General features: G+C 64.3%; 27 protein-coding genes. 15 read left to right on the top strand and 12 right to left on the bottom strand.

The window, feature by feature from the left end; genetic code table 11:
• Nucleotides 1-12: 12 nt before the first annotated feature.
• A complete protein-coding gene (locus NBT67_RS01460) occupies nucleotides 13-2,175 on the top strand; it encodes an ATP-binding protein (RefSeq protein ID WP_251343051.1) in 2,163 nt (720 codons plus the stop codon).
• Between the two features lie 95 nt (nucleotides 2,176-2,270).
• Here NBT67_RS01460 and NBT67_RS01455 read toward each other — a convergent pair whose 3' ends face one another.
• Both NBT67_RS01455 and NBT67_RS01450 read right to left on the bottom strand, forming a co-directional pair.
• The gene (locus NBT67_RS01455; protein WP_251343050.1) at nucleotides 2,271-2,435 is read right to left on the bottom strand and encodes a hypothetical protein; all 165 of its coding nucleotides are present in this window, start codon (nucleotides 2,433-2,435) and stop codon (nucleotides 2,271-2,273) included.
• 107 nt (nucleotides 2,436-2,542) lie between these two features.
• Entirely contained in the window at nucleotides 2,543-3,085 is a 543-nt protein-coding gene (locus NBT67_RS01450; protein ID WP_251343049.1) for a hypothetical protein, read from the bottom strand.
• A gap of 716 nt (nucleotides 3,086-3,801) precedes the next feature.
• Here NBT67_RS01450 and NBT67_RS01445 point away from each other — a divergent pair.
• The gene (locus NBT67_RS01445; protein WP_251343048.1) at nucleotides 3,802-5,331 is read left to right on the top strand and encodes a hypothetical protein; all 1,530 of its coding nucleotides are present in this window, start codon (nucleotides 3,802-3,804) and stop codon (nucleotides 5,329-5,331) included.
• Nucleotides 5,328-6,053, top strand: coding sequence for a hypothetical protein (locus NBT67_RS01440; protein WP_251343047.1), 726 nt, complete (start codon nucleotides 5,328-5,330; stop codon nucleotides 6,051-6,053). The genes NBT67_RS01445 and NBT67_RS01440 overlap by 4 nt, the downstream gene beginning before the upstream one ends.
• Here the strand turns inward: NBT67_RS01440 and NBT67_RS01435 are convergent.
• From NBT67_RS01435 to NBT67_RS01425, 3 genes are all read right to left on the bottom strand, one after another.
• Entirely contained in the window at nucleotides 5,980-6,843 is an 864-nt protein-coding gene (locus NBT67_RS01435) for a DNA adenine methylase (protein WP_256474672.1), read from the bottom strand. The two genes, NBT67_RS01440 and NBT67_RS01435, sit on opposite strands and share 74 nt — an antisense overlap.
• Nucleotides 6,836-7,783 (bottom strand): DNA-methyltransferase, encoded by a 948-nt coding sequence (locus tag NBT67_RS01430; RefSeq protein WP_251343045.1) that lies wholly within the window; start codon nucleotides 7,781-7,783, stop codon nucleotides 6,836-6,838. The genes NBT67_RS01435 and NBT67_RS01430 overlap by 8 nt, the downstream gene beginning before the upstream one ends.
• 125 nt (nucleotides 7,784-7,908) lie before the next feature.
• Nucleotides 7,909-8,259: a DUF7970 domain-containing protein gene (locus NBT67_RS01425; RefSeq protein ID WP_251343044.1), complete on the bottom strand. Its 351-nt coding sequence runs from the start codon at nucleotides 8,257-8,259 to the stop codon at nucleotides 7,909-7,911.
• Between the two features lie 281 nt (nucleotides 8,260-8,540).
• On the opposite strand from NBT67_RS01425, the gene NBT67_RS01420 reads away from it, so the two are divergent.
• Nucleotides 8,541-10,214, top strand: coding sequence for an aldehyde ferredoxin oxidoreductase family protein (locus NBT67_RS01420; protein WP_251343043.1), 1,674 nt, complete (start codon nucleotides 8,541-8,543; stop codon nucleotides 10,212-10,214).
• 28 nt (nucleotides 10,215-10,242) lie between these two features.
• Here the strand turns inward: NBT67_RS01420 and NBT67_RS01415 are convergent, their stop codons facing one another.
• Complete coding sequence (locus tag NBT67_RS01415; RefSeq protein ID WP_251343042.1) at nucleotides 10,243-10,524, bottom strand: ubiquitin-like small modifier protein 1; 282 nt, start codon at nucleotides 10,522-10,524, stop codon at nucleotides 10,243-10,245.
• An 81-nt stretch (nucleotides 10,525-10,605) separates the two neighbouring features.
• On the opposite strand from NBT67_RS01415, the gene NBT67_RS01410 reads away from it, so the two are divergent.
• Both NBT67_RS01410 and NBT67_RS01405 read left to right on the top strand, forming a co-directional pair.
• Nucleotides 10,606-10,842: a MoaD/ThiS family protein gene (locus NBT67_RS01410; RefSeq protein WP_251343041.1), complete on the top strand. Its 237-nt coding sequence runs from the start codon at nucleotides 10,606-10,608 to the stop codon at nucleotides 10,840-10,842.
• A 48-nt stretch (nucleotides 10,843-10,890) separates the two neighbouring features.
• Complete coding sequence (locus tag NBT67_RS01405; RefSeq protein WP_251343040.1) at nucleotides 10,891-11,622, top strand: N-acyl homoserine lactonase family protein; 732 nt, start codon at nucleotides 10,891-10,893, stop codon at nucleotides 11,620-11,622.
• Here NBT67_RS01405 and NBT67_RS01400 read toward each other — a convergent pair.
• The 3 genes from NBT67_RS01400 to NBT67_RS01390 all read right to left on the bottom strand — a co-directional run bounded on the left by NBT67_RS01400 (nucleotide 11,619) and on the right by NBT67_RS01390 (nucleotide 15,920).
• Nucleotides 11,619-12,110 carry a macro domain-containing protein gene (locus NBT67_RS01400; protein ID WP_251343039.1) on the bottom strand — a complete coding sequence of 164 codons (492 nt, stop codon included), beginning with the start codon at nucleotides 12,108-12,110 and terminating at the stop codon, nucleotides 11,619-11,621. The two genes, NBT67_RS01405 and NBT67_RS01400, sit on opposite strands and share 4 nt — an antisense overlap.
• 40 nt (nucleotides 12,111-12,150) lie before the next feature.
• Nucleotides 12,151-14,052, bottom strand: coding sequence for an SLC13 family permease (locus NBT67_RS01395; RefSeq protein ID WP_251343038.1), 1,902 nt, complete (start codon nucleotides 14,050-14,052; stop codon nucleotides 12,151-12,153).
• Between the two features lie 107 nt (nucleotides 14,053-14,159).
• Nucleotides 14,160-15,920: a PAS domain-containing protein gene (locus NBT67_RS01390; protein ID WP_251343037.1), complete on the bottom strand. Its 1,761-nt coding sequence runs from the start codon at nucleotides 15,918-15,920 to the stop codon at nucleotides 14,160-14,162.
• A gap of 137 nt (nucleotides 15,921-16,057) precedes the next feature.
• Here NBT67_RS01390 and NBT67_RS01385 point away from each other — a divergent pair, with 137 nt between their 5' ends.
• The 5 genes from NBT67_RS01385 (at nucleotide 16,058) to NBT67_RS01365 (ending at nucleotide 20,255) form a co-directional block, all read left to right on the top strand.
• Nucleotides 16,058-17,287, top strand: a complete 1,230-nt coding sequence (locus tag NBT67_RS01385; RefSeq protein ID WP_251343036.1) for a Tm-1-like ATP-binding domain-containing protein — start codon at nucleotides 16,058-16,060, stop codon at nucleotides 17,285-17,287.
• A 155-nt stretch (nucleotides 17,288-17,442) separates the two neighbouring features.
• Entirely contained in the window at nucleotides 17,443-17,646 is a 204-nt protein-coding gene (locus NBT67_RS01380; RefSeq protein WP_251343035.1) for a hypothetical protein, read from the top strand.
• Nucleotides 17,647-17,737: 91 nt separating this feature from the next.
• On the top strand, nucleotides 17,738-18,079 hold the full coding sequence (locus tag NBT67_RS01375; RefSeq protein ID WP_251343034.1) for a DUF8159 domain-containing protein: 342 nt from the start codon (nucleotides 17,738-17,740) through the stop codon (nucleotides 18,077-18,079).
• 1 nt (nucleotide 18,080) lies between these two features.
• Nucleotides 18,081-18,989 carry an alpha/beta hydrolase gene (locus NBT67_RS01370; RefSeq protein ID WP_251343033.1) on the top strand — a complete coding sequence of 303 codons (909 nt, stop codon included), beginning with the start codon at nucleotides 18,081-18,083 and terminating at the stop codon, nucleotides 18,987-18,989.
• 42 nt (nucleotides 18,990-19,031) lie between these two features.
• Entirely contained in the window at nucleotides 19,032-20,255 is a 1,224-nt protein-coding gene (locus NBT67_RS01365; RefSeq protein ID WP_251343032.1) for an ornithine cyclodeaminase, nickel-pincer nucleotide-dependent, read from the top strand.
• On the opposite strand, the gene NBT67_RS01360 is transcribed toward NBT67_RS01365, so the two are convergent.
• On the bottom strand, nucleotides 20,252-20,650 hold the full coding sequence (locus NBT67_RS01360; RefSeq protein ID WP_251343031.1) for a universal stress protein: 399 nt from the start codon (nucleotides 20,648-20,650) through the stop codon (nucleotides 20,252-20,254). The genes NBT67_RS01365 and NBT67_RS01360 overlap by 4 nt on opposite strands.
• A gap of 82 nt (nucleotides 20,651-20,732) precedes the next feature.
• Here NBT67_RS01360 and NBT67_RS01355 point away from each other — a divergent pair, with 82 nt between their 5' ends.
• Entirely contained in the window at nucleotides 20,733-21,746 is a 1,014-nt protein-coding gene (locus NBT67_RS01355) for a DUF7490 domain-containing protein (protein ID WP_251343030.1), read from the top strand.
• Entirely contained in the window at nucleotides 21,743-22,078 is a 336-nt protein-coding gene (locus NBT67_RS01350; RefSeq protein WP_251343029.1) for a DUF8060 family membrane protein, read from the top strand. The genes NBT67_RS01355 and NBT67_RS01350 overlap by 4 nt, the downstream gene beginning before the upstream one ends.
• Before the next feature lies 1 nt (nucleotide 22,079).
• Here the strand turns inward: NBT67_RS01350 and NBT67_RS01345 are convergent, their stop codons facing one another.
• Both NBT67_RS01345 and NBT67_RS01340 read right to left on the bottom strand, forming a co-directional pair.
• Nucleotides 22,080-22,898, bottom strand: coding sequence for a ZIP family metal transporter (locus tag NBT67_RS01345; RefSeq protein ID WP_251343028.1), 819 nt, complete (start codon nucleotides 22,896-22,898; stop codon nucleotides 22,080-22,082).
• A 49-nt stretch (nucleotides 22,899-22,947) separates the two neighbouring features.
• Complete coding sequence (locus tag NBT67_RS01340) at nucleotides 22,948-23,640, bottom strand: SDR family NAD(P)-dependent oxidoreductase (protein ID WP_251343027.1); 693 nt, start codon at nucleotides 23,638-23,640, stop codon at nucleotides 22,948-22,950.
• A gap of 146 nt (nucleotides 23,641-23,786) precedes the next feature.
• Between NBT67_RS01340 and NBT67_RS01335 the strand changes: the two genes are divergently transcribed.
• Together NBT67_RS01335 and NBT67_RS01330 are read left to right on the top strand one after the other, a co-directional pair.
• Nucleotides 23,787-23,927, top strand: a complete 141-nt coding sequence (locus NBT67_RS01335) for a hypothetical protein (RefSeq protein ID WP_251343026.1) — start codon at nucleotides 23,787-23,789, stop codon at nucleotides 23,925-23,927.
• Nucleotides 23,928-24,000: 73 nt separating this feature from the next.
• The gene (locus tag NBT67_RS01330; protein ID WP_251343025.1) at nucleotides 24,001-25,422 is read left to right on the top strand and encodes an FAD-dependent oxidoreductase; all 1,422 of its coding nucleotides are present in this window, start codon (nucleotides 24,001-24,003) and stop codon (nucleotides 25,420-25,422) included.
• Nucleotides 25,423-25,469 lie beyond the last annotated feature (47 nt).

The raw sequence follows: 25,469 nt of genomic DNA, 5'->3' as shown, positions 1-25,469 counted from the left end.
GCTCGACCAAGTATGCAAGACCTCCGTGCTGTCCGCTGGGATAGCGAGGAAGACCCTGCTGAGCCAACGATGGGCATTGCTGGTTACTTAGCGAATGAGTGTGCTGAGGATATCGTCGACATATTCAATGGTGAATCGTTGGTCCTGAAAGTCTCGTATGCGGAGATGAAGCCGTATATCGATTCGCTTCCGGATGACGCTCAGAAACTCATCTCTGAGTCACGTGACATCCGGGATGTCGTCTGGCACGCTATGCACGAGCTCGTCAAGGTCAATCGATGGGCAACGTCTCATGGTCTGAATATCAAGCACGAGGACCTGATTGTTAGTCATGCAAGCATCAAGACAACACCTCTCCACGATGAAGTATCGGTCATCTTGATTGATGAGCCGCCGGTTACTGATTTAGGAGCAGACTTGTCGCGCCGTATCGGTGATTATGTGTCGGTAGAGGGTATTGTGCGGCACATCAGCGACCCCGCTGGGCGAGTCACGACGTACTCTTTCTATTGTGCGTGCGGCAATGAGGTGAGGGTCAAACCTGTTGGTCGGTTTGCCGCGCCGAAGGCGAATAGTATCGAGCAATGCTCAGTTTGTGAGAAGAGTGGCAAGTGGAGCGTACACCTCGGAGATTCGCGGACGGAGAGCTACCAGCAACTGAAGGTGCAAGAGGCTCCGGAGTCTTCTCGCGCGACTAACCCGCGCGAAATCAGTATTGACCTTCTCGGTAACGACCTGATTGACGTGTGCAGCCCGGGGGACCGCGTAAAGGTATCCGGGAGAATTCGCGGGGAGCTCTCAGCGAAATCAAATCTCGTTGAGGTGTGGCTTGAGGCTGAGTCTGTCATTACGCAGGACGGGTCGTTTGAGGAGGTCAAACCGACTGATGAGCAGGTCGAGCTCATCGAGACTATCGCTGCACGTGAGGACCTCATCGATGTGCTGACGCGGTCTATCTCACCGAGTATCTATGGGAACGAGATGCCCAAGCTGGGGATTATCGCGACTCTCGTTGGCGGCCAGACGTGGTGGACTGTCGATGGGGAACGTCAGCGCGGAGAGTCCCACCTGATGTGTATCGGTGACCCTTCAACGGGGAAATCTGAACTCATCAAGTTCGCCCACGATATCGCGCCGCGAGCGATGTTCGCGAATGGGAAGAACAGCAGTGCTGCTGGGCTCACGGCGGCGACTGTTCAACGGGATATTGGTGGTACGAGTGAGTGGACGCTCGAAGCCGGTGCACTGGTGCTCGCAGACCAAGGGGTAGCTGTCATAGACGAGCTCGACAAAGCCGATGAGGAGGACGTGTCGGCTCTCCACGAAGCCATGCAGCACGGGCAGGTCCACATCAGTAAGGCAGGTATCAACGCGGACTTGCGCACTCGCACAACGGTGGTCGCGGCGGCGAATCCGAAGTATGGTCGGTGGGACCAGTCTCAGCCTCTTGCGGACCAGTTCGACCTTGACCCATCGCTGATTTCAAGGTTCGACCTTGTGTTCGCATTTTCTGACTACACGGACAATGACCGTGATGCGAAGATTGCCCGGAGTCAACTCCGTGCGCGCAAGAATGGGTCGACTGAGGCTCCGGTGTTTGACCCGGATAACCCGACGATGCCTGAGCCAGATGCGGATATCCTGCCGAAGGACTTCCTCCGGCTCTACATCGCCCACGCTCGGTCCCTTACGCCAGAGATGGATGACGACGCAATGGACCTCCTCGAAGACTTCTACGTCGAATTGCGGAACAGTCAGACTCACCAGAGCATACCAGTTACGGCGCGGAAAGTCTCAGCGATGGCCCGACTCGCTGAGTCGATTGCTCGGCTCTATCTATCTGAGACAGTAACAGTTGAGCACGCATCACGTGCAATCGATTTAATCGTCCACTCCCTCCGTGATGTCGGCATTGACCCGGACACCGGGATGCTTGATGCGGCTATCATCGAGTCTGGTGTGTCCACGTCTCAGCATGAACGGTTCGAACTCGTGGAAGAGATTCTCCGTGTGCTTACTGATGACGGTCGTGAAGCTGTCTCGCGAGATGCGGTCGTCGCATACGCCCGCGAGGAACTCGAAATCGAGGAGAAGAACACTGCTCATGTACTCTCGAAACTCGCTGAACAGGGAGAAATCTTCGAACCCTCTGAGGGACAGGTCGCGTTGGCCTGATTCCGAGCAGCACTAAGTCTTTGCTCGGGCTGTCCGTTTTAGAAACTCTATTCGATATCAAAGGCGGGGCTGCCGTCCCTCCGATTCCTGCTTGCTCACACGTCCATATGACTGATGTCGACGCTGTCGAAACCGTGCTCGCGCATTAGGTGCATGACTGCGCCCATGCTGTTGTAGGTCTCGTCACAGTGTCGGCAGTAGTGTTTCCCCGGTGCTCGGAGGTCGTAGTAATCATGATACCAGTCTTCGGTTTCTAACATACCTTAGCCGACACTGAGCGTACGCTTTGGTGTTCGGTCGTGGATTGAGTATTGGAGCCGCCTGTTGCGCCCTCCCAGTCTCCCACAGAGCTCACCAGACGTGTTCCTCACTCCAGAGTGACCGAGTGATGTTTCTTCGCGCTCTCGTCAAACTGCTTGATTTCGTCCTTTTCGATATCAAACTGGTCAAGGTCAATAGCAAGGTCTCCAGAGAGCGCTCTGTTATGCCGGATTGACTCGGCCCGAAGGGCACGAACGATGGGAATCAGATAAGATGACAGCCATTCTTGCGTGCCGGCAAGCTCCTTCGCGAGGGCATCGTTCTCGGCTTTGACCTCGTCAAGTTCTTCGGCGAGTTCAGTGTTGTCTGGGGCGAGCTTACGCTTGTACGGCTCGCCTTGGAGAAACCCTTTATTGATTTCTTCGTACGCCTTCTCAGTCAATTTCGCGACCTTCATTCCCGCACCGTTGTTGCCCATCATATCTGTTTTCTCAACCGTGATGAAGTCGTGTTTTTCCAACTTGCTGAATTGATGATGGCGCTGGTTCTCGGAGAGGTCAGTGGCGAGGCGGATTTGGCGCATCGATGCGACTCCATCGTTCTCGTAGACGGCCAGAACGAACGCTTTCGTCTCTTCTGTCGTTCTCATACTCTAAGTCTGCTGGCAGATTGCAAAGGATTATCGAGGCTGTCAAGGCACGGTCTGACAGGGTCAGCAAGTCTGTAATTTCGATGGACGAATCCAGCCCGTCACACGGTCGATATTATTTATCGACAAGCCCCCGTAGGGGCACCCCCGTCAATGCTCGTCTACCACGACATGAGTGAGCGTGAGTAGAGACAAGTCCGGTAGAACGACGAAATCCATCATCAGGTATCTCTCGATTAGCCATCATCAGGCCATCGACGAATACCCATCATCTGGTATCCAACGTACTCAGGACAGTCCTCCTTGCGCGATGACCATGTTGTGAGTTCAAGCTTAGGACGGGGGTGTGTAGCCCGGAGGGGGCGCAGTCGGAAATCCAGCGCGTGTGTCGCAATCGACGAACAGGCCATAGTCGAGAGGCTCATTGATGGAATAATGGCTGACGAGGACCCGAATCGACTCCTGTCAGACGACCTCTGTGAGGCCCTTGCGTAGCCTCCGATGAGGAAAAATCAGCGACAGAGTTGCTTCGCGAACTCCGTGAGCGTAACAGGAAGAGGTTATCACGGTTCCTGAACCGGGATGGGTAGTGCCGACCATACCTGATGAGCAAATGGGTGGGTGCTCGGCTGGAAGGCCATTTTCTACTTACTCAGCACAAGGTATCGGGCGTTCGCAACGCCATATTTATCAGATGAAGATATGACAATGCCGATATGGGTCAACATCTGCTTGAAGAAGAGTCAGTTTTCGCTTTTCGCGTGTACGGCGACAATATCCTTGAAACAGAATTAATCCCAGACTGGATTCGCGAATGTCCGGATGGACTCGAATTTCACGAGAAACTACCGCCCACGGATAGGCCGATTTACCTCTTCTCCGAATCGAATGACTCCGAGCCATTCTATGCGTTCCAATTATGTCCCGGTTACGACCGTTGGTCGAGGTCTCCGCTACAGGGGCAATTCAGCGAGAAGCCCGACATTCTGGTAAATCAAGTAGAAGAAGATGGGTCAGAGGGCGATACTGTCCTCGCAATTGAATCCTGTGATGCTATTCAAGCTGGTAATCAGGCATGGCAACGGTTTCGACGAGCCGCGGATGCAGCTGAGGCAGGCGTTCCCTATCTCTATGTTGCTCCACTTCTTGACTGGGAACACGACTCTGAAGGATTTGAGCTAAAAGGTCCGAGGTATCAAAGCTCTCAAATCACTCTTGGCCAATTGACTTTGTCCAATTATCTCGGAGTGCCCTCTCTGCAAGTTTACGAAATTAGCAGTTGGTGTGATTACGCTGCACAAGAAGGCTATCCGCTTCCGAGAGGATATGACGATTTTAACGGTTTACAAGCAGGACAGGAGTTCATCGTATCTTTATTTAGACAAATAGCCGGAGAGGAAGACACGTCTAGTGCGTCTTATGAATCGGCAATCGAATCTATACTGACGGACATGTTTGAAATTGCTCAGAAGTACGTTGATTACAATCAGACATTCCTACCCATTCATAAGTATCAACCTCTAATTGCTGGAAACCCCGAAGAATCTGCAGAAATCGTCGGAGAAGCACTAGCAGAAAATCGACCAGTCCGAGACGAACACGCTCTGCATAAGATTTCTCTTGAAGACTTTGCTAATGATGGTGTTGTTTTCCGAAAGGCAGCACAAAGTCGAACATGTACAGATAGATTCTACGACAAGTTCCTTAGCAAGATAAACTGGAAAAGCTCGGAGACGAAGGACTACAAGATTGAGTATTTAGATACATGGGGTGTAGACGCGACCAAATCCGACTATACTTCGGACGAGCTTGATTCATTAGCTGAGAGTTCTCTTGGAGATATTCCGGTCAGTTATAAAGAAGCACCATCGGAAGCAGCAGCCATTGGGGCCCGGGAAAGCTTTCGAGCACTCGTTGAGGAGGTTTATCCAGATATTAATACCCCGATTCTTGACTGGATAACCCGAGACGACCGCATTGACGACCCTATCTTCTTCGTCCCCTTGTACGGGTACAAGCCATCGGGAGACTCACGTCCGGACCGAGGTCTTCTCCCACTCCTCCACGCAATGTTCCCACAGGTCGCGACACAAGAAAATACGTTCATCATCATGTATAGCACGAATACTCCTGAGAACTGGAGAGATTTGCTTGAAAGAGGCCGGAATGAGCTCTGGAACGTAATCTCCGAGTACGCAGGGGCAATTATTGTTGACCCCACGGAATCGGGGGTGGTTCTTGAATGACGGATTCAATCGACACACTCCGTGATTATATTCCGGAAAGACACGGGGAACAAGGGGTTGATGCCGCTATCCATGGCGCTATTGAAGGGACTACAGAGATACACGAGGTCTTCTGTAATCCACCGGGGGGTTCGTGGACCGAATTCGATATAATCCATCCTCCTGATGGAATTGTTTCACGCTGGGACCATATTCCCCGGCGACCTCCACGTGTAAAGAGGCCAGACCAAGTGTTCCAATATGTTGATGAGGACACCTTATCTCTCCTAACAATCGAATCAAAGTACGATAAGAGTGACCTCACCGAGGATATCGGAAGTCGGCTAGTCGGCTATTTTGAAGGCCACGAAAACTATACCGGGCTCCGAGAGCGCCCCTGCTGGCACAAGCAAGATTCACGAGGTAAATGGAAAGTAGTGCCAGAGGATGCCTCGGATGATGAGAGATATTGGTTTCGCGACTACCCCGATGTCGAATACTGGTCGGGATTTATGTTTGCCAATTCTCCCATAGGCTTGAACGATACGAGTGAAATAACCGTGGCTCTTGACGACACTCTGTCGGACTCAGACGTTGACGTAGCCCTCAGCGTTTCTTGGGTTGATGAACACCAGTATCCCAAGCTATACTTGAAAGGGACTGACGAATTCAGAAAGAGTGCAATTTCGACTGCTCTTCAGGAGACTCTGGAAGCTCATAATTCAGATATAGAGACTCTTTGACCTCGGCCACCTCCTGTCCCATGACTTTCTTGAATGATGAGTTCCCTGAAGTCAATAGTAAATGTTCTTCAAAAGCCCATTCAGGGAGGTCTACGGTATAATCTGTGTCACCAGACTCTCCATCGTACGAGAGTGCGTAGTTGACCCCTCTCTCATTCAGGTCTTTTAGATAATCTATGAATCGGTCGTAATCAATCGAACCGTAGTAGCGGCTTGTTGTATTAAAATACGGAGGGTCGAGATAGACAAAATCATCTTTAGAAGCGCTCTCAGTAGTTTCTTCGTAATCTGTGTGATGGAATCCGACGTTCTGGATTTTTCTGGACCATTCTGTAATAATTGGCCCGAGCCGCTTTGGGTTTATGCCCGGTCGTGAGAGGTGGAAGGAGTTGTTGAATTCACCATCGCTATTGAAGCGAATTAACCCGTTAACGCAGGTTCGCGAGAGAAAGAAGAGATGCTGGGGTTCCCGTGTCTCATTGAACTTGTCACGAATTTCGTAGTAAACATCCGGACCTTCATCTTGGAGACGCCTCCACTCCCGGCGGTAGTACGAAATCAATTCATCAGGGTCATCGCGAATCAGTTTCCAAATCCCGATTAGTGGTTCACAGATGTCACCACAAATAGCGTCAGAAGGGTCCAGTTGATACAGAATTGACCCGCTTCCGATGAAGGGTTCAAAGTACGTGTCGAATTTGTCAGGGAAGGTTGACACGATTTCCTCGGAGATAGTTCGTTTACTACCGGTCCATTTTATTACTGGTTGGAAGTTAGTTGAGCTAGTCATACTGGTCGAGAGTTCCTTGATTCTCCGAGGTCGCGTTCTGTAGTTGTTCCGGCTTATCTTCCGCGTTTTTGAGACGAGTGCGGGCGAGCTCGGCGTGTTCGGATTCTACCTCATATCCAAGATAATCCCTACCATTCAGTTTAGCAGAGACACACGCGGAACCTGACCCCGCAAACGGGACCAAACATAGGTCACCTTCATTGCTTGCGGAGATGACGAGTCGCTCCAATACACGTAGGGGTTTCTGCGTCGGGTGCTTACCGAACTCCAGTTCTTCTTTCGATTTATTGTTCGGGATATCCCATACTGTTCGAACCTGCTTGTCCTCATCGTTGATGTTATCCTCCGGAAATTCACGGGCTTTCATCAACTCATAATTGAAGGTATACTCCCTGTTATCGGGGCCGCCAGTATGACCCCAGAGAAGTGTCTCATGACTAGCGGTGAAGCGCCTTCCTGAAAGATTCGGGAATGCATTTCGCTTGAACCAGATAATTTCGTTTATAATTTCTATTCCTAACTTTTGGTAGAGTACGTTCACAACCCCGATGTTGTGATATGAGCCGAATGTCCAGATTGACCCGGTTGGTTTCAGCACACGCCTGACCTCCGACAACCAACTCCGGGTGAACGCTGCGTACTCCTCTAATCCCATATCATCCCAGTGTTCCATCGTCTTGTCCCACTCACCACCGAAACCATCTAAATCGGCCTCGTTGTCCCAACTCCAATCTGCCCCTTTCGAGAGATTATAAGGCGGGTCTGCAATAACTAAGTCAACTGAATCCGCAGGCAATTCAGCCATCCCCTCTATACAACTCTGCTCCTGTATGGTGTTTCGTAACCGCTCTGGAACAGCTGAAATAGAATCACTCATGATGTGGGGGTCTTGGCTAAGAAAGAGGGTGGTTGTTTCATAAATATGCCCTTCCGAGAGCACCGACGAGTGCTAAGTGAGCAGACCAGTTCAGATTTTCTTATGTCCGAAGGTTCAAGCGAATCAATCATCTCAGCAAGCTCAGGAACGGTTTCTCATCCCTTCAGTGAAGTGCGCTTTCGAGCCGTTTATCCCTCTCGTGCTTTGGTGACGGCTTCTTCGGGTGAGATTCCGAAGCCAACATCGGCCGCAACCTCGGGGAGCTCATCGATGTGGCGGAGCGCGAGCATGATAAGCAACTCACCTGTATCCGCCTTGTAGACTTTCTGGTCAAACCCGGAAGAGAGTTTGTGGTGGATTTCTTCGAATCCGCGAGAAACATTCCCTCTGAGGTGGAGGTGGTGCTGCTCTCGACCATCATGAGCGCCAGACCGGTTAAGCTGGTATGTCGGTTCTATACACGCGTCGTATAGCTCGGTTCCAACATCGATTTTGAGTTGGCCGTTTTCATCACCGTTTGGTCCAGTTTCTGAAGCCATCACGATTGAGGTGGTTACGTAGTAACTTAATTACCGATGGTGAACCTTTGGAATATTAGTGTAGCTGCAATACAGTATTTAAACAAGATTTTAATTGAGACATATGATGCGCCAGATGTTCGGCTCGGAGTAACCCCTCCCCCTTCCTCGATTCCGCCGACGCCGCCCAGCGGCCGCGCCGTCGGCGCTCTCGCACGAGCGGCGTCGTGGCCCGCGACGGGGGCGAGCCGACCGCCCGCCGCCGCACAACCTTTTACCGAACGGGCCGAAACGTGGGCACGATGAACCACGCGAAGGGACCGCTTCTCACCATCGACGTCGGCGCCCGACGGACTGCAGTCGACGACGTGACGACCGTTCGGGAGTCGTTCGTCGGTGGCCGAGGGCTCTGTACGAAACTCGCACACGACCGCATCCCGTTCGACGCCGACCCGTTCGGGCCGGAGAACCGCGTCTACTTCGCCAGCGGCCCGCTCCAGCAGTCGGAGATGTCGTTCACCGGGCGGATGAACTGCACGGGGCTGTCGCCGCTGACCGACGGCCTCCTCTCGACGAACGCCGGCGGATATCTCTCGCGGAACTTCGTCGACACGGGGTACTCGGCGGTGGAACTCGCGGGGGCGGCCGACGAGTTGCTCGTGATCCACGTGACCGACGACGGCGTCGAGTTCGTCGAGGCGCCGGAACTGGAGGGGGCGACGGTTCCCGAGGTGACGGGGTACGTCGACCGGGAGCGCGACCTGGGCGCCGAGAACGTCCTCTGTATCGGTCCCGCGGGCGAGAACCGCGTCCGCTACGCCTGCGTGATGACCTACGAGAGCCGGGCGTTCGGCCGGGGCGGGATGGGGGCCGTCCTCGGCTCGAAGAACGTGAAGGCGATCACCTTCGAGGGCGACGCCGCGCCGGCGGTGGACCTCCCCGAGGACGTCCAGCGGGAGGTCCACGGCGCCGCGGCCACCTCGGACGACCTGATGCGACGGCAGGGGACCACCGGCGGGACGGAGTTCATCAACGACAACTTCTCGCTCCCGACGCGCTACTTCGAGAAGTACGGCTTCGAGCACGCGGATCGGATCGGCGGCGACGCCGTCGAGGAGAAAAAGTACAAGAAGGGGTCGTGTTCGATGTGCGCCTTCGCCTGCAAGCTCCCGACACGCGACGAGGAGACGGGACTGGAGACCGAGGGGCCGGAGTTCGAGACGGTCTTCTCCTTCGGGAGCAACTGCGAGGTGGACGACGTCGTCGACGTCATGAAGTCGAACGAGCTCTGTGACGTCTACGGGCTGGACACCATCTCCTGTGGCAACGCCGTCGCGGCCTACCTCGCGTCGGAAGACGAGTTCGGCAACGCCGAGTTGGTCCACGAGACGGTCGAGAAGATCGCGACCCGCGAGGGGATCGGCGACCTCCTCGCGGAGGGCGTCTCCCGCGCCGCCGACGAACTCGGCGTCCGGAACTACACGGTCAAGGACATGGAGTTCGCCGCCCACGACGGGCGCGTCCTCCACGGGCAGGGACTCAGTTACGCCGTCGCCAACCGCGGCGGCGACCACATGTACTCGACGACGCTCCGCGTGGAGTACAGCGGCGACGTCGACCCAGAGACCCTGGAGGGGAAGCCGGAACTCGTGATGCGCCGCGAGAACCACGCGGCCTTCCGCGACTCGGGGATCGTCTGTGCCTTCGCGGGCGGCACGGACCACGTGACCGAGGAGACCCTGGAGCGACTCTTCGAGTGCGACTACGAGGACCTCCAGCGGGTCGGCGCGCGGACGGTCGAACTCGAACGGCACTTCAACAACGAGCGGGGGATGGACCGCGAGGCGGACACGCTCCCCTACGACCTCACGGGGATCGAGGCGGCGCTGGACGAGTATTACGAACTCCGCGGGTGGAATCAGGACGGGACGGTCCCCGACGGCGGGGGGAGGGTGGAGGCCGTCGCGGACGACTGACGGGCGGGGCGCGACCGCCCGGGTCGGCTCATCCCCCGACGACCGGTGGGGCGACCCGGACGACGTCGCCGTCGGAGAGCGCCGTCCCGTAGCCGTCCAGTTGCCGGACGTTCCGGCCGTCGACCGTCACCGTCACCCGCCGGGCCCAGTCGCCGTCGTCGTCCCGGAGTGCGTCCGCCAGGCCGTCGAAGCTGGCACAGAGGGCGTCGAACGCCTCGCCGACGGTCGGCGTCCCGTCGAACGTCCGGGTGACGCGCTTTCGCCCGACGGCGTCGCGCATCGGCCCGAAGAAGTCGAAGTGGACCTCCATCGTCGGGAGGAGGAGCCCGGACCGCCTTGTAACTGTCCCCGTGGCGGGCGACTTATGGTCGACGGCCGCCCAACCAGGGCCGTGCGAATCGAGGTCCGATGCTACGGCGAGGTGGCGGCGGCGGTCGGGGAGTCAACGGTTTCGCTGTCGCTCGGATCGGGGGCGAGCGTCGGCGACGCCGTCGCGGAACTCGGCGTCGACGAGGCGGACCCGTCGGGCGGCCTGGTCGTGATGCGGAACGGGCGACACGCCGACCCGGACGAGGCGCTGTCGGACGGCGACACCGTCGCGCTGTCGCAGGCGCCGATGCGCGAGTGATCCGAGCGGGCTGGTGGGTTTATGACTCCCGCGCGCCAGTGGCGAGGCATGACGGCCACGGTCACGCCACGGTGCTGTGGATCGATTTCGATGGACGCGAGCGTGCTGGTCGAGGGGTCCGAGGGGGTCGTGGAGGCGCCGTCGACGGTCTTTCTCGTGGAGGGGGCGGAGACGCTGCTGATCGATACGGGGTTCGGCCCGGTCGAGTTGATGGCCGAACGCCACCCCGCGTTCGACTGTCGGCGCGAACCCGGGCAGTCCCTCGGCGCCATCCTCGACGACGAGGGGTACGCGCCCGCGGACCTCGACGGGGTGGTGTTGAGCCACCTCGACTGGGACCACTGTTACAACCTCGACCGCTTCGACGGCGTGACGGACGTCTACGTCCAGCGGCGCGAACTGGAGTACGCCATCGCCCCCTATCCGATGCACGCCGACCGCTACGAGGCCAAGTCGCTGGGGCGGGAGCCGCCGTGGCTGACGGTGGATCTGACGCCGCTGGACGGGGAGACGGAGCTCTGTCCGGGCGTGACGGCGTTCCCGACGCCGGGACACACGGTCGGTCACCAGTCGGTGGCCGTCGAGACGGACGCGGGGACGACGGTCGTCGCCGTCGACGCCGTGCCCACCTTCGAGAACGCGCCCGACGACGGGCCGCCGACCCGGGGGCTGGCGATGGACGACTTCGCGTGGTGGGAGAGCGCGACCGAGGTGCTCGACCGGGCGGACGAACTCCTCCCGGGCCACGAGTGGGGGATCCTCGACGCCGACCCGCCCTAGGCGATCCGTTCGAGCGTCCCGTAGTCGTCTTCGGAGTAGGCGATCACCCGCACGTCGTCGAGCGTCGTCGGCTCGTAGTCGCGGATCACCCCGCAGACGAGTTCGGCTCCCCGCTCGAAGTCGAAGCCGGCGGCGCCCGTCCCGAGGACGGGGACGACCAGCGACTCACAGCCGAGTTCGTCCGCCCGCTCCAGCGCGTTCCGCGTCGCCTCGCGGATGCTCTCGACGGTTGCCCGCCCGTCGCCGTAGTGGGGCATCGCGGCCGCGTGGATCACGTGATCGGCGTCGAGGTCGTAGGCGTCGGTGACGGCGACGGCGCCGAGGTCTATCGGTCCCTTCGAGACGGCGTCCTCGTTGATCGGACCGTTCGCCCCCCGACGGAGCGCGCCGGCGACGCCGCTGCCCATGCGGAGGCTGGTGCCGGCGGCGTTCACCAGCGCGTCGGCGGACTGTGCGGCGATGTCGCCCTGGACGACGGTGAACTCCATACCGGGCCGTACGCGGCGGGCGAGCAAAAGTCCGGGGCCGTCAGACCCCCCAGAAGAGGGCGATACCGACGACGGTGACGACCGAGAGGAGAAGCTGGAGCGGCGCCCCGACGCGGATGTAGTCGGAGAACCGGTAGCCGCCCGGCCCGTAGACGAAGAGGTTGGTCTGGTAGCCGACGGGCGTGAGGAACGCCGTCGACGCCGCGAAGGTCACCGCGAGGACGAACGCGAAGGGGCTGGCGTCGACGCCGTTGGCCGCCTCGACGGCGACGGGAAGCATCAACACGACGCTCGCGTTGTTGGAGATGACGCCGGTGAGCAGCCCCGTCGCCATGTAGAAGACCCAGAGGACGCCGACGACGGGGAGGAAGGCCCCCGTCGCGGCGACGAGGCCGCCGAGGAAGTCGGCGCCGCCGGTCTGTTCGAGCGCGATGCCGAGGGGGATGATGCCGGCGAGCAGGAAGATCACGTCCCACTCGACGGCGTCGTACATCTCGGTCGGCTTGAGCACGCCGGCTCCGACCATCGCGACGACGCCGGCGAGGGCGGTCACGAGGATGGGCATCGAGAGCGCGGCGAGCGCCGCGAACGCGTCGACGCCGGTCAGGCGGGCGAGGGCGCCACCGACCGTCCCCCAGGGGACGGCCGCGAGGCCGACGACGCCGGCCATGATGGCGGCGGCGTGTGGGATCCGATCCGTGCGGTAGTCGGGGTGGTCGGGTTCGTGGGCGACGATGAAATCGTCGGTGCTCGCGAGGCGGTCGACGCTGTCCGGCGCCGCCTGGACGAGGAGGGTGTCCCCGACGCGGATGCGTCGGCGGTCCATGTGGTCGCGGATCGTCTCGCCGCGACTGCGGAAGGCGAGGACGTTGGCGTCGTAGCGCTGCCGGAACGTCGAACTCGCGAGCGACTCGCCGGCGAGCGGCGACCCCCGGGGGATGACGACTTCGACGAGCGTCTGGACCGCCTCCTCGGGGTCGAGTTCCGCCTCGGTCCGGGGTGGGTCGCCGGTGAGGGTGACCGTCTCGCGGTCGAGCAACTGCTGGACGGTCGCCCGGTCGGCGCGGAGGCGAAGCAGGTCGCCCGCACGAATCCGCACCCTGCCGTGAGGTTCGACGAACTCCTCGCCCTCGCGGACGACCTGGAGGATGTCGGCGTCGAACTCGACGCCGTCGAGGGCGGTGTCGACGGTCTTGCCGACGAGCGGCGACGCCTCGCCGATCGCGATTTCGGTCAGGTACTCCTCGATGGCGTACTCCTGTACGTAGTCCTCCTCGACGGGGACGCGCTCGGGGAGGAGGCGGTGACCGACGGTCAGCAGGTAGAGGCTGCCGACGACGAGGACGACGACGCCGAGTTTGGTGAACTCGAACATGCCGAACGGACGTCCGAGGAGACGGGCGGAGACGTCGCTGGCGAGGATGTTCGTCGAGGTTCCGATGAGGGTGAGCATGCCCCCGAACATGGAGGCATAGGAGAGCGGGAGGAGGAGTTTCGAGGGGGAGGTCTTGCCCGCGTGGGCGAGGTCCGTGATGACGGGGACGAGGATGGCGACGACGGGAGTGTTGTTGATGAATCCAGAGACGGGACCGGCGACGCCGATGGTCGCGAGTAACTGCCGGTCCCGGTCCTGACCCGCGAAGGCGGCCATCTTCCGGCCGAGGATCTGCACGAGCCCCGTCCGGCTGATCCCCGAACTGAGGATGAGCATCGCGAGGACGGTGATGGTCGCGGGGTTCGAGAAGCCCGAAACCCCCTCCGCGGTCGAGATGTGAGTGAAGTTGACGACGCCGTCGTCCCCCAGCACCATCAGGACGACCATCACGAGGACGGCCGTCACGTCGACCGGGAGCAGTTCCGTCACGAACAGGACGAGCGCGAGGACGACGATGCCGAACACGACGAGGGTATCGGTCGTCAGGGTACCGGCGTCCGTGACCACGGCGAGCGGACCGGCGGGGACGGATCCCGCGGGGGTTGGGGCGGGGACGGACACGTCTGCGAGGAATCGAGGCGGGCGACGGGTTTCAAGATGTCGAAGGCCCGGGGTCAGGATTCGGTCGCGTTCGGTCCCTGGCGAGCCCCCTCGACGCCCCGGAACTCGAAGCGTGCGCCGCCGTCGGGACTGTCGACGATCTCGACGCTCCAGCCGTGGGCGTCCGCGATCTCCCGAACGATCGAGAGGCCAAAGCCAGTTCCCGAGGGAAGCGTCGAGTAGCCGTCGTCGAACACCTGATCGCGTCGCTCCGCGGGGATGCCGACGCCGTCGTCCGCGACGTAGAAGCCGCTCCGGGACTCCCCGTCGGCGGCGGCCGTCGCCCCCCGAGCGAAGTCGCCGAGGACGCCGACGGTGACCGTCACGCCGTCGTCGGTCTCCGACCGACTGTTCGTGGAACCGTGTTCCACGCTATCGCCGGCCGCCGGCCGGCTGTCAGTCGAGCCGTGCTCGACACTATCGTCGGTCTCCGACCGACTGTTCGTGGAACCGTGTTCCACGCTATCGCCGGCCGCCGGCCGGCTGTCAGTCGAGCCGTGCTCGACACTATTCCGAAACAGATTCTCCAGCAGTCGGCGCAGCCGACCCTCGTCGGCCAGGACGGTGCGAGTGCCCACGACTCGCAGGTCGGCGTCGAGCGTCTCGACGTGCTGCCAGCAATCTCGGGCGATCCGCGCCAGATCGAGCGCCTCGGCGTCCTCGTCGGTCACCGTCCCACCCTCGCGGGCGAGCGTGAGGAGGTCGTCGATCAGCGCGGCCATCCGGTCGTGGGCGCGGGCGACCGCGTCGAGGTCGTCACTGTCCCGCGTCTCCCGCGCCAGTTCCAGGCGGCCGCGGGCGATGCCGAGCGGGTTGCGGAGGTCGTGAGCGACGATGTTCGCGAACCGCTCCAGGCGCTCGTTTCGGCGCTGGATCGCCCGCTCGGATTCCAGTCGCGACACCGCGCCGGCGACGAGTTTCGCGAGGACGCCCGCGATCTCCAGGTCGGTGTCGTCGAAGGCGGCCGGGTCGGTGTCGCCGATGCTCATGACCCCGTAGTCGCCGACGGGAATGTACATCCCGGTCCGGAGGTCGCCGCGGTCGTACCCGTCGTCCGTCTCGTCGAGTTCGTCGTAGATCAGGGGCTCGCCCGTCCGGTACACCCGTGCCGCGGGCGTGTCGCCGTCGATCCGGTAGTTGGGTCGCTCGCCGGCCTCGGCGATCGACTCCTCGGTCGCCACGGCCGTCCGCAGGATTCCGTCGGCCTCGTCCGCGAAGCGCAGGGTGGTGATCGGGTAGCCGAGCGTGTGTTTCGCGGCGTCGGTCGCGATCCGAGCCACCTCGGTCGACGAGTCGGCGTTCATCAGCTCCCGGCTGGCGTCGTGGAGCGTCTCGAAGCGACGCTGGCGCGCCGCGAGTTCGCGCTCGCGCTCCTTCAGTTCGGTCACGTCGTGCTGGAAGCCGACGAAGTGCGTGACCGTCCCGTCGTCGTCGGTGATGGGCGTGACCTCGACGTGGTTCCAGAAGGGAGTGCCGTCGCGACGGTAGTTGCGAAGCACCGTCGAGACGGGCTCCGCGGCCTCGATCCCCGCCCGGAGTTCGGCGACGCGCTCCGGGTCCGTCTCGGGACCCTGGAGGAACCGACAGTTGCTCCCGAGAACCGCCTCGGGATCGTAGCCGGTGAGGCGATAGAACGCCTCGTTGGCGTAGACGATGGGATTGTCCGCGGCCGTCGGATCGGTGACGACGACGCCGAGCGGGGCGGCGGCGAGTGCTCGCCGCTTGACCGCGTCGCTCACGCCATCGCCCGCCGACACGGAGTCGCTCCCGTCCATTCGTCCTACACTGGTTCGAGTCGTTTGATAAGCCTTGGCCCCCGAACCTCGCGTCTGAGACTCGCGGCGTCCGAGGCCACTGACTTTTTCCTCGGGGGGCCGTTGGTGTGACCGACCCGCGGGAGGGACGAACACGCATGAGCATCGTCATCGTCGGCACGCTGGACACGAAAGAGGAGCCGCTCGGGTTCGCCCGAGAGGTGATGGAGCGGGCCGGGGCCGAGACCCACGTCGTCGACGCGGGCGTCCTTGGTGACCCGGGGGTCGAGCCCGATACGACGGCCGCGACGGTGGCGGCGGCGGGCGACGCCTCGCTCGACGCGCTCCGGACGGCTCGCGACCGGAGCGACGCGATGGCGGCGATGGGGCGGGGCGCGGCCCGAATCGTCACTCGCCTGCACGCCGAGGGGCGCCTCGATGCGGTGTTCGGCCTCGGCGGGTCGGGAAACACCTCGGTGGCGTCGCGGGCGATGCGGGCCCTGCCGGTCGGGGTCCCGAAACTGATCGTCTCGACGATGGCCTCGGGGAACGTGGCGCCGTACGTCGGCACCCGTGACGTGGCGATGCTGCACTCCGTGGTCGACATCGAGGGACTCGACCCGATCTCGCGGACCGTCGTCGAGAACGGGGCACGGGCCGTCGTCGGGATGACGGGGACGGACGCGAGCGTCGAGACCGACCGTCCGACCGTCGCGATCACGATGTTCGGCGTCACCACGCCCTGCGTCCGGACGGCGCGGGAGTACCTCGACGACCGCGGATACGAGACGCTCGTCTTCCACGCCACCGGAACGGGCGGTCGGGCGATGGAGGAGCTGATCGCCGACGGCGTCGTCGACGGCGTCCTCGACGTGACGACGACCGAACTGACCGACGAACTGGCAGGTGGCGTCCTCTCGGCGGGACCGGACCGCCTCCGGGCCGCGGGACGGCGGGGGATCCCGCAGGTCGTCGTCCCCGGCGCGACCGACGTGATCAACTTCGGCCCGCCGGAGTCGGTGCCCGCGTCCCTCGACGACCGCCGGCGGGTGGCCCACAACCCACAGGTGACGCTGGTGCGCACGGCGGCGGACGAGGCCGCGGCGGTCGGCGCCGACATCGCCGCGAAACTCGGCGACGCGACCGGACCGACGGCGCTCGCCCTGCCGCTCGGAGGCACCTCGGAACTCGCCGTCGAGGGCGGACCCTTCCACGACCCCGAGGCGGACGCGGCCCTGTTCGACGCGCTCCGGGACGGCATCGACGACGACGTGGAGCGAATCGAGATGGCGACGGACGTCAACGATCCGGCGTTCGCGCGACGGATCGCCCGCCGACTCGACGCCTACCTCCGGTCGAGCGGAGCGGCTCCCGCGTGTGATTCGTAACCGTGTGACGCGGTCGTTTCCCAGTAACGATCATGAAGATTTATTATCGATGGCTGCTATGGTGGATTCACGATGCAACGCGTCGTACTCGTATGCTGATTTCGGCCCCGCGAAGCAGTGACGCCCGGCAACCGACCCAGCATACGACACACCCAATGAGCACGTCCCGACGCACGACACGGAAGAACCGCTCGACCATCACCATCGACCCCGTCATCCCGCTCCAGCCGCGGTCCGGATCGGGTCCGACGACCGACGGCCGGCGCGACCGGCCGGAACCGACGCGCGGGCCCGAACCGGCGACGAAGATCCCGCTGATCGACGGTGGCGGCCTCGGCCCGAAGCCCGGCGCGAACTGACCGATCGTCACGTCTCCGTTTTTCGACCCGCGAGCGACGCGTCCGCCCCGGATCCGGCAAGGGTTTTGACCGCCGAGTGCGAGAGACGACCATGGACGAATCCGAACTGGAGGAGGAACTGCGGAACGTCGGGGTCGACGTCCACGACATCGAGACGGTCGATCCGGTGGACCTGTCGTACATCACCGCCTATCCGGGCGAGGAGGTCAACCACATGGAGATGGGGAAGGTGTTGAACGGCTTTCTCGACCTGGCGCGGGAGGACGAGTGGGAGCCGAAACGGGTCGAGGCGACGGTCCTCCGGTTCGAGGACGAGGCGATGAACACGTGGTACGCGAAAGCGGAGTGGTTCGAGGGACTGCTCGAGTATCGTCTCTCGGAGACCGAGTTCTCGACGCACGTCCTCGAGACGCTCGACGAGGACGTCGACTGAGATGTCGGCGACGGCCACCGATCGGTTCGCGTTCGCGACGACGGCCCTCGAATTCGAGAGCGAGGGGCGGACCTGCCGGGGGCGGCTCTACCGCCCGGACCGGCCGTCGACCCCGCCGGTGATCGTTCTCGGACCGACGTTCGCGGCGGCGGCCACCTTCGGCTACCCGCGGTACGCCGAGCGGTTCGCCCGCGCCGGCTACGCCGCCTTCGCCTTCGATCACGGTGGCTTCGGGGAGAGCGAGGCGGACGGCCCGCGCAACCTCGTCGATCCGGCCGCGCAGGTGGCCGACTGGGGCGCGGCGGTCGACCGGGTCCGAACCCTCGGCGGTGAGCGCCGCCCGGTCGTCCTGTGGGGGTTCGGCCTCGGCGGCGGACACGTGATCCGCGTGGCGGCCGACCGCCGGCGGGTCGCGGCGGCCGTCGCCGTCTCGCCGCTGGTCGACGGACGGGCGTTCGCCCGCGCCCGGTCGTCGCGCTATCTCGCCCGGGCCGTCGCCGCGGGCGTCGGCGACCGCCTCGTGGCACCGCTCGGTCGCTCGCGGTCGGTCCCCGTCGTCGGCGGCCGCGACGAGTTCGGCGTCGTCCCCCGGGACCCGACCGGCGAGGCGTACCTCGACCTCGTCCCGCCGTCGAGCGACTGGCACAACGAGACGCCGGCGCGGAGCCTGCTCTCCCTGTTCCGGTATCGCCCGATCGAGGACGCCGCCGACGTGACCTGTCCGACCTTCCTGCTGGCGGCCGGCGCGGACGACGTCGCCCCGCCGGAGGCGGTCGCGGCCGCCGCGGACCGCATCGACGGCTCGACTTACCTCCGGATGCCGGTCGGCCACGTCGACCCCCTCGGCGCCGCCTTCGAGACGGCCGTGGCCCACCAACTGGCCTTCCTCGACGACGCCGTCGGGGCGTGACGCCCGCAACGCCCATACCCCGGACGGGCGTAGTCGGTGACAATGACCCACACACGGACGGTCGAACTGGAGGGGCACATCATCGACTCGGGGACGATGGGCCGGTGTTTCGCCCTCGTGATGGAGATGGGCGGGGAGTTCGAGGTGGAGCAGTTCGACGTGGGCCGCCGCGAGGACGAGGAGTCGTACTGTCGATTGCAGGTGTCGGCCGCGGACCCCGACCGCCTCCAGTCGATCCTCCACGAACTCCACCAGAACGGGGCGAACCTCACCGACCCGGTCGACGCGACGCTCGAAGCCGCGCCCGCCGACCGGGTGGTGCCCGCCGGCTTCTACTCGACGACCAACCACCCGACGCAGGTGCGATACGAGGGGGCGTGGCTCGACGTCGAGAACGTCGAGATGGACTGTGCGGTCGTCGTCGACCCCGCGGAACCGCGGGCGTACACGGCCGTCCTGAACGCCGTCGAGGCGGGCGACCTCGTGGTGACCGGCGAGGCGGGCATCAGGGTCGACCCGCCGGATCGACCCCGGAGCGGCGGCGGCCACTTCGGGTTCATGCAGGGGGGCGTCTCCAGCGAGCGCCCCTCGGAGTCGCTCATCGAACGAGTGGCGGGGGCCGTCGTCGAGACGACGGAAAGCGGGGGGACGGTGCTGGTCGTCGCGGGGCCGGCGGTGATCCACTCGGGGGCCGGCGACGCCCTCGCCCGCCTCGTCCGCGAGGGCTACGTCGACGCGCTCAGCGCCGGCAACGGCTTCGCCGTCCACGACATCGAGCGCGCGCTGTACGGGACGTCGCTCGGGATGGACATCGAGACGCTGGAACACCCGCGCAAGGGTCACAAACACCACATCTACACGATCAGCGAGGTGATCCGCGCGGGCGGTATCGCCGAGGCCGTCGCGGAGGGACTGGTCGACGAGGGCGTGATGTACGAGTGCGTGGTGAACGACGTGCCCTACGTCCTCGCCGGGTCGATCCGTGACGACGGCCCGCTCCCCGACACGATCACCGACGCCGTCGAGGCACAGAACGCCATCCGGGAGCAGGCCCACGAGGCGGACCTGGTGGTGATGCTCTCGACGCTCCTGCACTCGGTCGCCGTGGGCAACTGCCTCCCCTCGACGACGAAGGTGGTGTGTGTCGACATCGACCCGGCGACGGTGACGCAGTTGCTCGACCGCGGGAGTTCGCAGGCCATCGGCATGGTGACCGACATCGGGACGTTCGTGCCGACGCTGGCCGAGAAGATCCTGGACGACTAGCCGCCGAGCGGGACGACGGCGACGGGCCGCGACGACCGGAGCAGGACCGACTGCGCCGTGCTCCCGAAGACGACCTTCCCGGTGGGGTTGCGTTTCCGCACGCCGACGACGAGTTCGTCCGCGGCCACCGACTCGGCGTGCGCGAGGAGGTCCTCGGCGGGGTCGTTGCCGCGGACGAACTGGTGGGTCTCGACCGCCGCGCGGGCACCGAGGCGCGACGCCACGACGTTGAGGGCGTCCTCGCCGTCACGGACCGCCTCGGCGTCGGTGCGCTTGCCGCCCCACAGGGAGTTGACGGCGTGGACCGTATCGTCGGGGGCGAGACGCCCGTCGAGGTAGTCACACAGCGCGGCGCTCGTGTCGACCGTGTCGGTCCCCAGGACGTACGTTCGCATGGGGGAGCTACGTCGCCGGGAGGCATAAATGCGGGTTTCAGCCTCCCCAAAGCATTTGCTCGGTCCCCGAGTTTCCCCGTCCATGCGTCGCGAAACCGCGCTGGCCGCGGGGGCGGTCGGCGTCGTCCTCCTGGCCGTCGTGGCGGCGGTTCTCGCCCCCGGTGCCCTCGCCGACCCCAGCGAGGAGCGACCGGTTCGTCCCGGGCCGGTCACCATCGCCGACATGGACATCTCGGCGGGTGACGTGACCGGCGACACGGTCGCCCTGAACGTGACGACGCGCCTCTCGCACCGCGGGCCGCCGGCACGGAACGTCAGCCTGCGGGTGCAGGCCGTCGACACGGAGTCCGGCCTGGTCGAGACGGCCCGAACGGTTAGCGTCGGCAACCTATCAGCGGAGCGCGAGGTGGCGGTGCCGACGACCCTGACCGTCGAACGCGAGGGGGGCTACCGGATCCACGCGGTCGTCTACCGCGACGGCGAGCGGATCGACAGCGGGGCGCGAGAACTCCGCGGCCTCGAGGCCCTCCAGCCACCCTACGCTCGGAGCGACGTCCGGTTCGCGTCCGCGGACGCGCTCCCGCCGGTCTCCTTCTCGGTCGCCGAGGCCGAGGGGAACCGGACGACCCTCGCCGTGCAGTCGGCACTGACCAACGGCGGCGACGAACAGCCGGAGGACCTCCGGGTCACGGTGACGCTCCGACAGGCCGACTCGAACATCGTCGCCAACCGCACGTCCGTCCAGGTGGGATCGATCCGCCCCGGACGCACCGAGACGGTCGAGACCCGGCTGACCGTCCCCGCGGGCTACAACTACTACATCGACGCGGTGCTGTGGAAGGACGGCGTCGTCATCGACAGCGCCCGCGGGGCCGCGAACCTCGACCCCACGGAGACGATCAGCGTCAACGAGACGCGCCGCGAGGTGGAACTCGAAGTCGGCGACTTCACCCGCGGCGAGGGTGCCGACGGCGACCGGCCCGTGCCCGAGGGGACGGGGATGCCGACCGCCAGCGGTGGTTCCGGCTTCGGCGTCGGCGTGGCCCTCGTCGCCGTCGTCGCCGCCGCACTTCTCGCACGGAGGAAACGTCAATGAGCGAGCGCAACACCGACACCGAGACGAGCATCGACGACGACACCGACGACCGTTCGGAAGCGTCCCGGACGGGTGACGGAGGATCGGAGACGGGCGGCGACGAAGACTCGGGCGCCCGGGTCCGGCGATACGCCAACTACGCGGTGCTGATCGTTCTCGGCTTGCTCGCGTTCGTCGCCGTCGTCCGACTGTACCTCAGCGTGTCGAACGTCATCGCGACGTGGATCACCGACGAGTACCGCTCGCTGTTCCAGGCGGCGTTCAACCTCGTGGTGTTGCTGGCGGCGGGCGTCGGCATCTCGTATCAGCTTCGACGGCTCTACGGCTCGTAACCTACGAGACCAGGAGCCACGCGACGAACACCGCGACGCCGCCGAGGCCCGTACTGAGGACGGCGTGGACCCGCAGTCGGTCCAGCAGGGCGTGAGCGTCGCCCGACACCGTCAGCAGTTCGTGGACGTCGCTGCCGAGTTCGCACCGCGGCAGGAAGTCCATCGCGACGTGGAGGAAGATGCCGGCGGCGAACCCGAAGACGACGCCCCGGACCGTCGGGACGGTGGGCAGGGCGACGGCGCTGGCGAGGATGGCCGCGATGCCGACGCCGGCGGCCGGCAGGAGCAGGACGGTCGGGTCGCGGTCGTTCGTCACGAGGCGGCGCGCGGCCGCGTAGCCCGCCGGCCCCTTGTGGGAGACGATGGCGAGGCCGAGGATCGGACCGAGCTCGGGCATGTTGCCGTAGACGACGCCGATGATGAGTCCCGCCGAGAAGGCGTGAGCGGTGAGTTCGGTCACGGTGCGGTCGAAGGGCAAGTCGAGGTGGGCGAGTCGGTGGCCGACGGTGTGACCCGCGAAGCCGATCAGCAGACCGGCCGCGACGCCGAACCCGCCGAAGGTGGCGTCGTGGGCGATGGCCTGCGGGACGAGGAAGACGGCGGCACTGGTCACCATCGCGCCGCTGGCGAGGCCGTATCCCCAGACGAGGGTCCACGGCCGCCCGCCGAGCGACCGCCGGCCGAGCGGGATGCCGAACGCCATCGCGGCGAAGGCGACCCACGAGATGCCCAGCAGTTTCCAGGTCCCCTCGGTCACCGCGAACCAGGACAGCCCCACGAGCGCCGCGGTGGCGACGGGACCGACGAGTGAGCGTCGCATATTAACAACGAAACCAATGATATTAATAATACGTTCGGTTCGCCGATCGCTACCGCGTCGCCGACTTCCACGCCCGCAGGTCGACGACTTCGCCGTCGACGGCCTCCGCGTCGGCGTCGCGGGCGGCCCAGACGAACATCGGCGCCACCTCGTCCGGGTCACGTCCCGTGCCGTCGCTCAGGTCCGTGGCGACGTAGCCGGGGTCGACGACGCCGACCGCCTGCTCCAGGTCGGCCGCGAACCCCCGGACCAGCGCCTCGGCGCCCGCCTTCGAGACGGCGTAGGCGCCCATCCCGGCCGTCGACTCGCGGGCGACGGCCCCCGAGGGAACGAGGATCCGACCGTCGGGAGCGAGGTGGGGCAGGGCCTCCCGAACGGTCGCGAAGACGCCCCGGAGGTTCGTCCGCACGGTGTCGTCGAAGCGGGAGTACGACGCCTCGTGGAGCGGACTCGCCCCGGGGTCGCCGTGGTTGACCGCGGCGTTCGCCACCACCACGTCGATGCCGTCGACCGCCCTGGCGGCCGCCTCCATCAGGCGTTCGACGTCGAACTCGTCGCGCACGTCCGCCCGAACGGCGCGGGCCCGACCGCCAGCGTCCGCGATGTCCGCGACGACCGACTCCAGGGCGTCGCGGCGTCGCGCACAGCAGGTGACGTCCGCACCCTCGGCGGCGAACGCCGCCGCGACGCTCGCCCCGATTCCGCGACTGGCGCCCGTGACCACCGCACTCGTGTCGTCCATGTCCGATCGTTGGACGGCACGGGTATGAATCCGTGGACGGGTGGCGGTGGTCGCGTGTGAACGTTGCTCAATAACGGAAGTTAATTTGCTATACGCAAAGTTAAATTCAGAATTTTTAAACCAGTGCGGCCCCGAGTCGGGAATACATGAGCAACGCACCCAACACGGGTAGCGGCCGACGTGCCGACGACGGTCCCTACCTGCCCGGGATGCCCCGTCTCTCGAACACCCCCGGTCGCGTCGAGCGGTTCCTGACGCGGCTGTTCCGCCGCCGCGGTCGGTTCTGAGGTCGGTTCTCGGTCGCGCACGCTCGGTGCGCACGCGGTACACGTTTTTGACGGCCGTCGCCCAACGACGGGTATGGCACGCGATCCCTTCGTCGTCGTCGGTGGCGACGCCGCCGGTCTGAGCGCGGCGAGCAAGTTCCGACGCGAAACCGACCGCGAGGTCGTCGTCTTCGAACAGGGGCGGTGGGTCTCCTACGCCCACTGTGGGGAACCCTACTTCGTGAAGGGATCGGTCGAGCGGCTGACCGACCTCCTCTCGCTGTCGCCGTCCGAGATCGCCGACCGGGGCATCGACCTGCGCCGCGAACACGAGGTCGTCTCGGTGACCCCCGAGGACCGCACCGTGACGGTCAGGGGGCCGGGGGAGCGGTTCGAACAGCCCTACGGCGAGTTGCTGGTGGCGACGGGCGCGAGCGCGTCGACCGGGCCGTTCGACACCTCCCTCGACGGCGTCTTCACGATCCACGGCCTCGACTCCGCCGCCGCCCTCGACGCCTATCTCACGCCGCCCGCGGCTTACGACCGGGAACGGCTCGGCGACGGCCCCGTCGACGAGGCCCGCGTCGAACGCAACGCGGCGCTCGACCCGCCGGAGCGGGCGGGGATCGTCGGCGGCGGCTACGTCGGCGTCGAGATGGCCGAGGCGCTGACTGCCCGCGGCCTCGACGTCCACCTCTTCCAGCGCTCCGATCGCCTCCTCGGCCCGTTCGGCACGGCCGTCGGCGACCGCGTGGCCGCCCACCTCGAAGAGCAGGGGGTGACCGTCCACACGGGCCGCCCGGTCGAGGGGCTGCGCGGCGACGGACGGGTCGAGGCGGTCGAACACGACGGCGACCGGCTCCCGGTCGACGCGGCGGTCGTGGGCATCGGGGTCGAACCGAACACGGGACTGCTCGACGGCACCGGCGTCGACTGCGGCCCGTCGGGCGCGGTCCGCACCGACGCCTACGGCCGGACGACCCTCCCCGCCGTCTACGCCGCGGGCGACGTCGCGACGGCACGGCACGCGGTGACCGGCGAGGAGACGTGGGTGCCGCTCGGACTGACCGCGAACCGCGCCGGCCGGGCGGTCGGGGCGACGGTCGCGGGCGATCCCACGCCCGTCGGCGACGTGGCCGGGACGGCGGTCGTGAAGGCCTTCGAACTGGAGTGTGGGCGGGTCGGCCTCACCGACGAGTCGGCGGCCGAGGCGGCCGGCTTCGACCCCGCGAGCGAGACGATCACCGCGGGGTCGCGCTCGGGGTACTACCCCGGCGGCGACGAGACGACGGTCACGCTCGTGGCCGACCGGACGACCGGTCGGGTCCTCGGGGGCGCCATCGCGGGCCGCGACCGGGCGGCGATCCGGATCGACACGCTGGCGACGGCCATCGAGAGCGACCTGACGGTCGGCGAACTCGAACGGCTGGATCTGGCGTACGCCCCACCGTTCAGCCCGGTGTGGGATCCGGTACTCGTCGCCGCCAAGGTCCTGCACGGCCGACTGGACGGGTGACAGGCATCCGGGACGCGGCGCGGGCGGGCGATCACCGTCGCGGTCGG

It is taken from the genome of Haloplanus sp. GDY1, assembly GCF_023703775.1.
Classification (GTDB): domain Archaea; phylum Halobacteriota; class Halobacteria; order Halobacteriales; family Haloferacaceae; genus Haloplanus; species Haloplanus halophilus.
The sequence above is the reverse complement of the archived record's forward strand: the minus strand, read 5'-3'. Positions and strand labels throughout refer to the sequence as shown.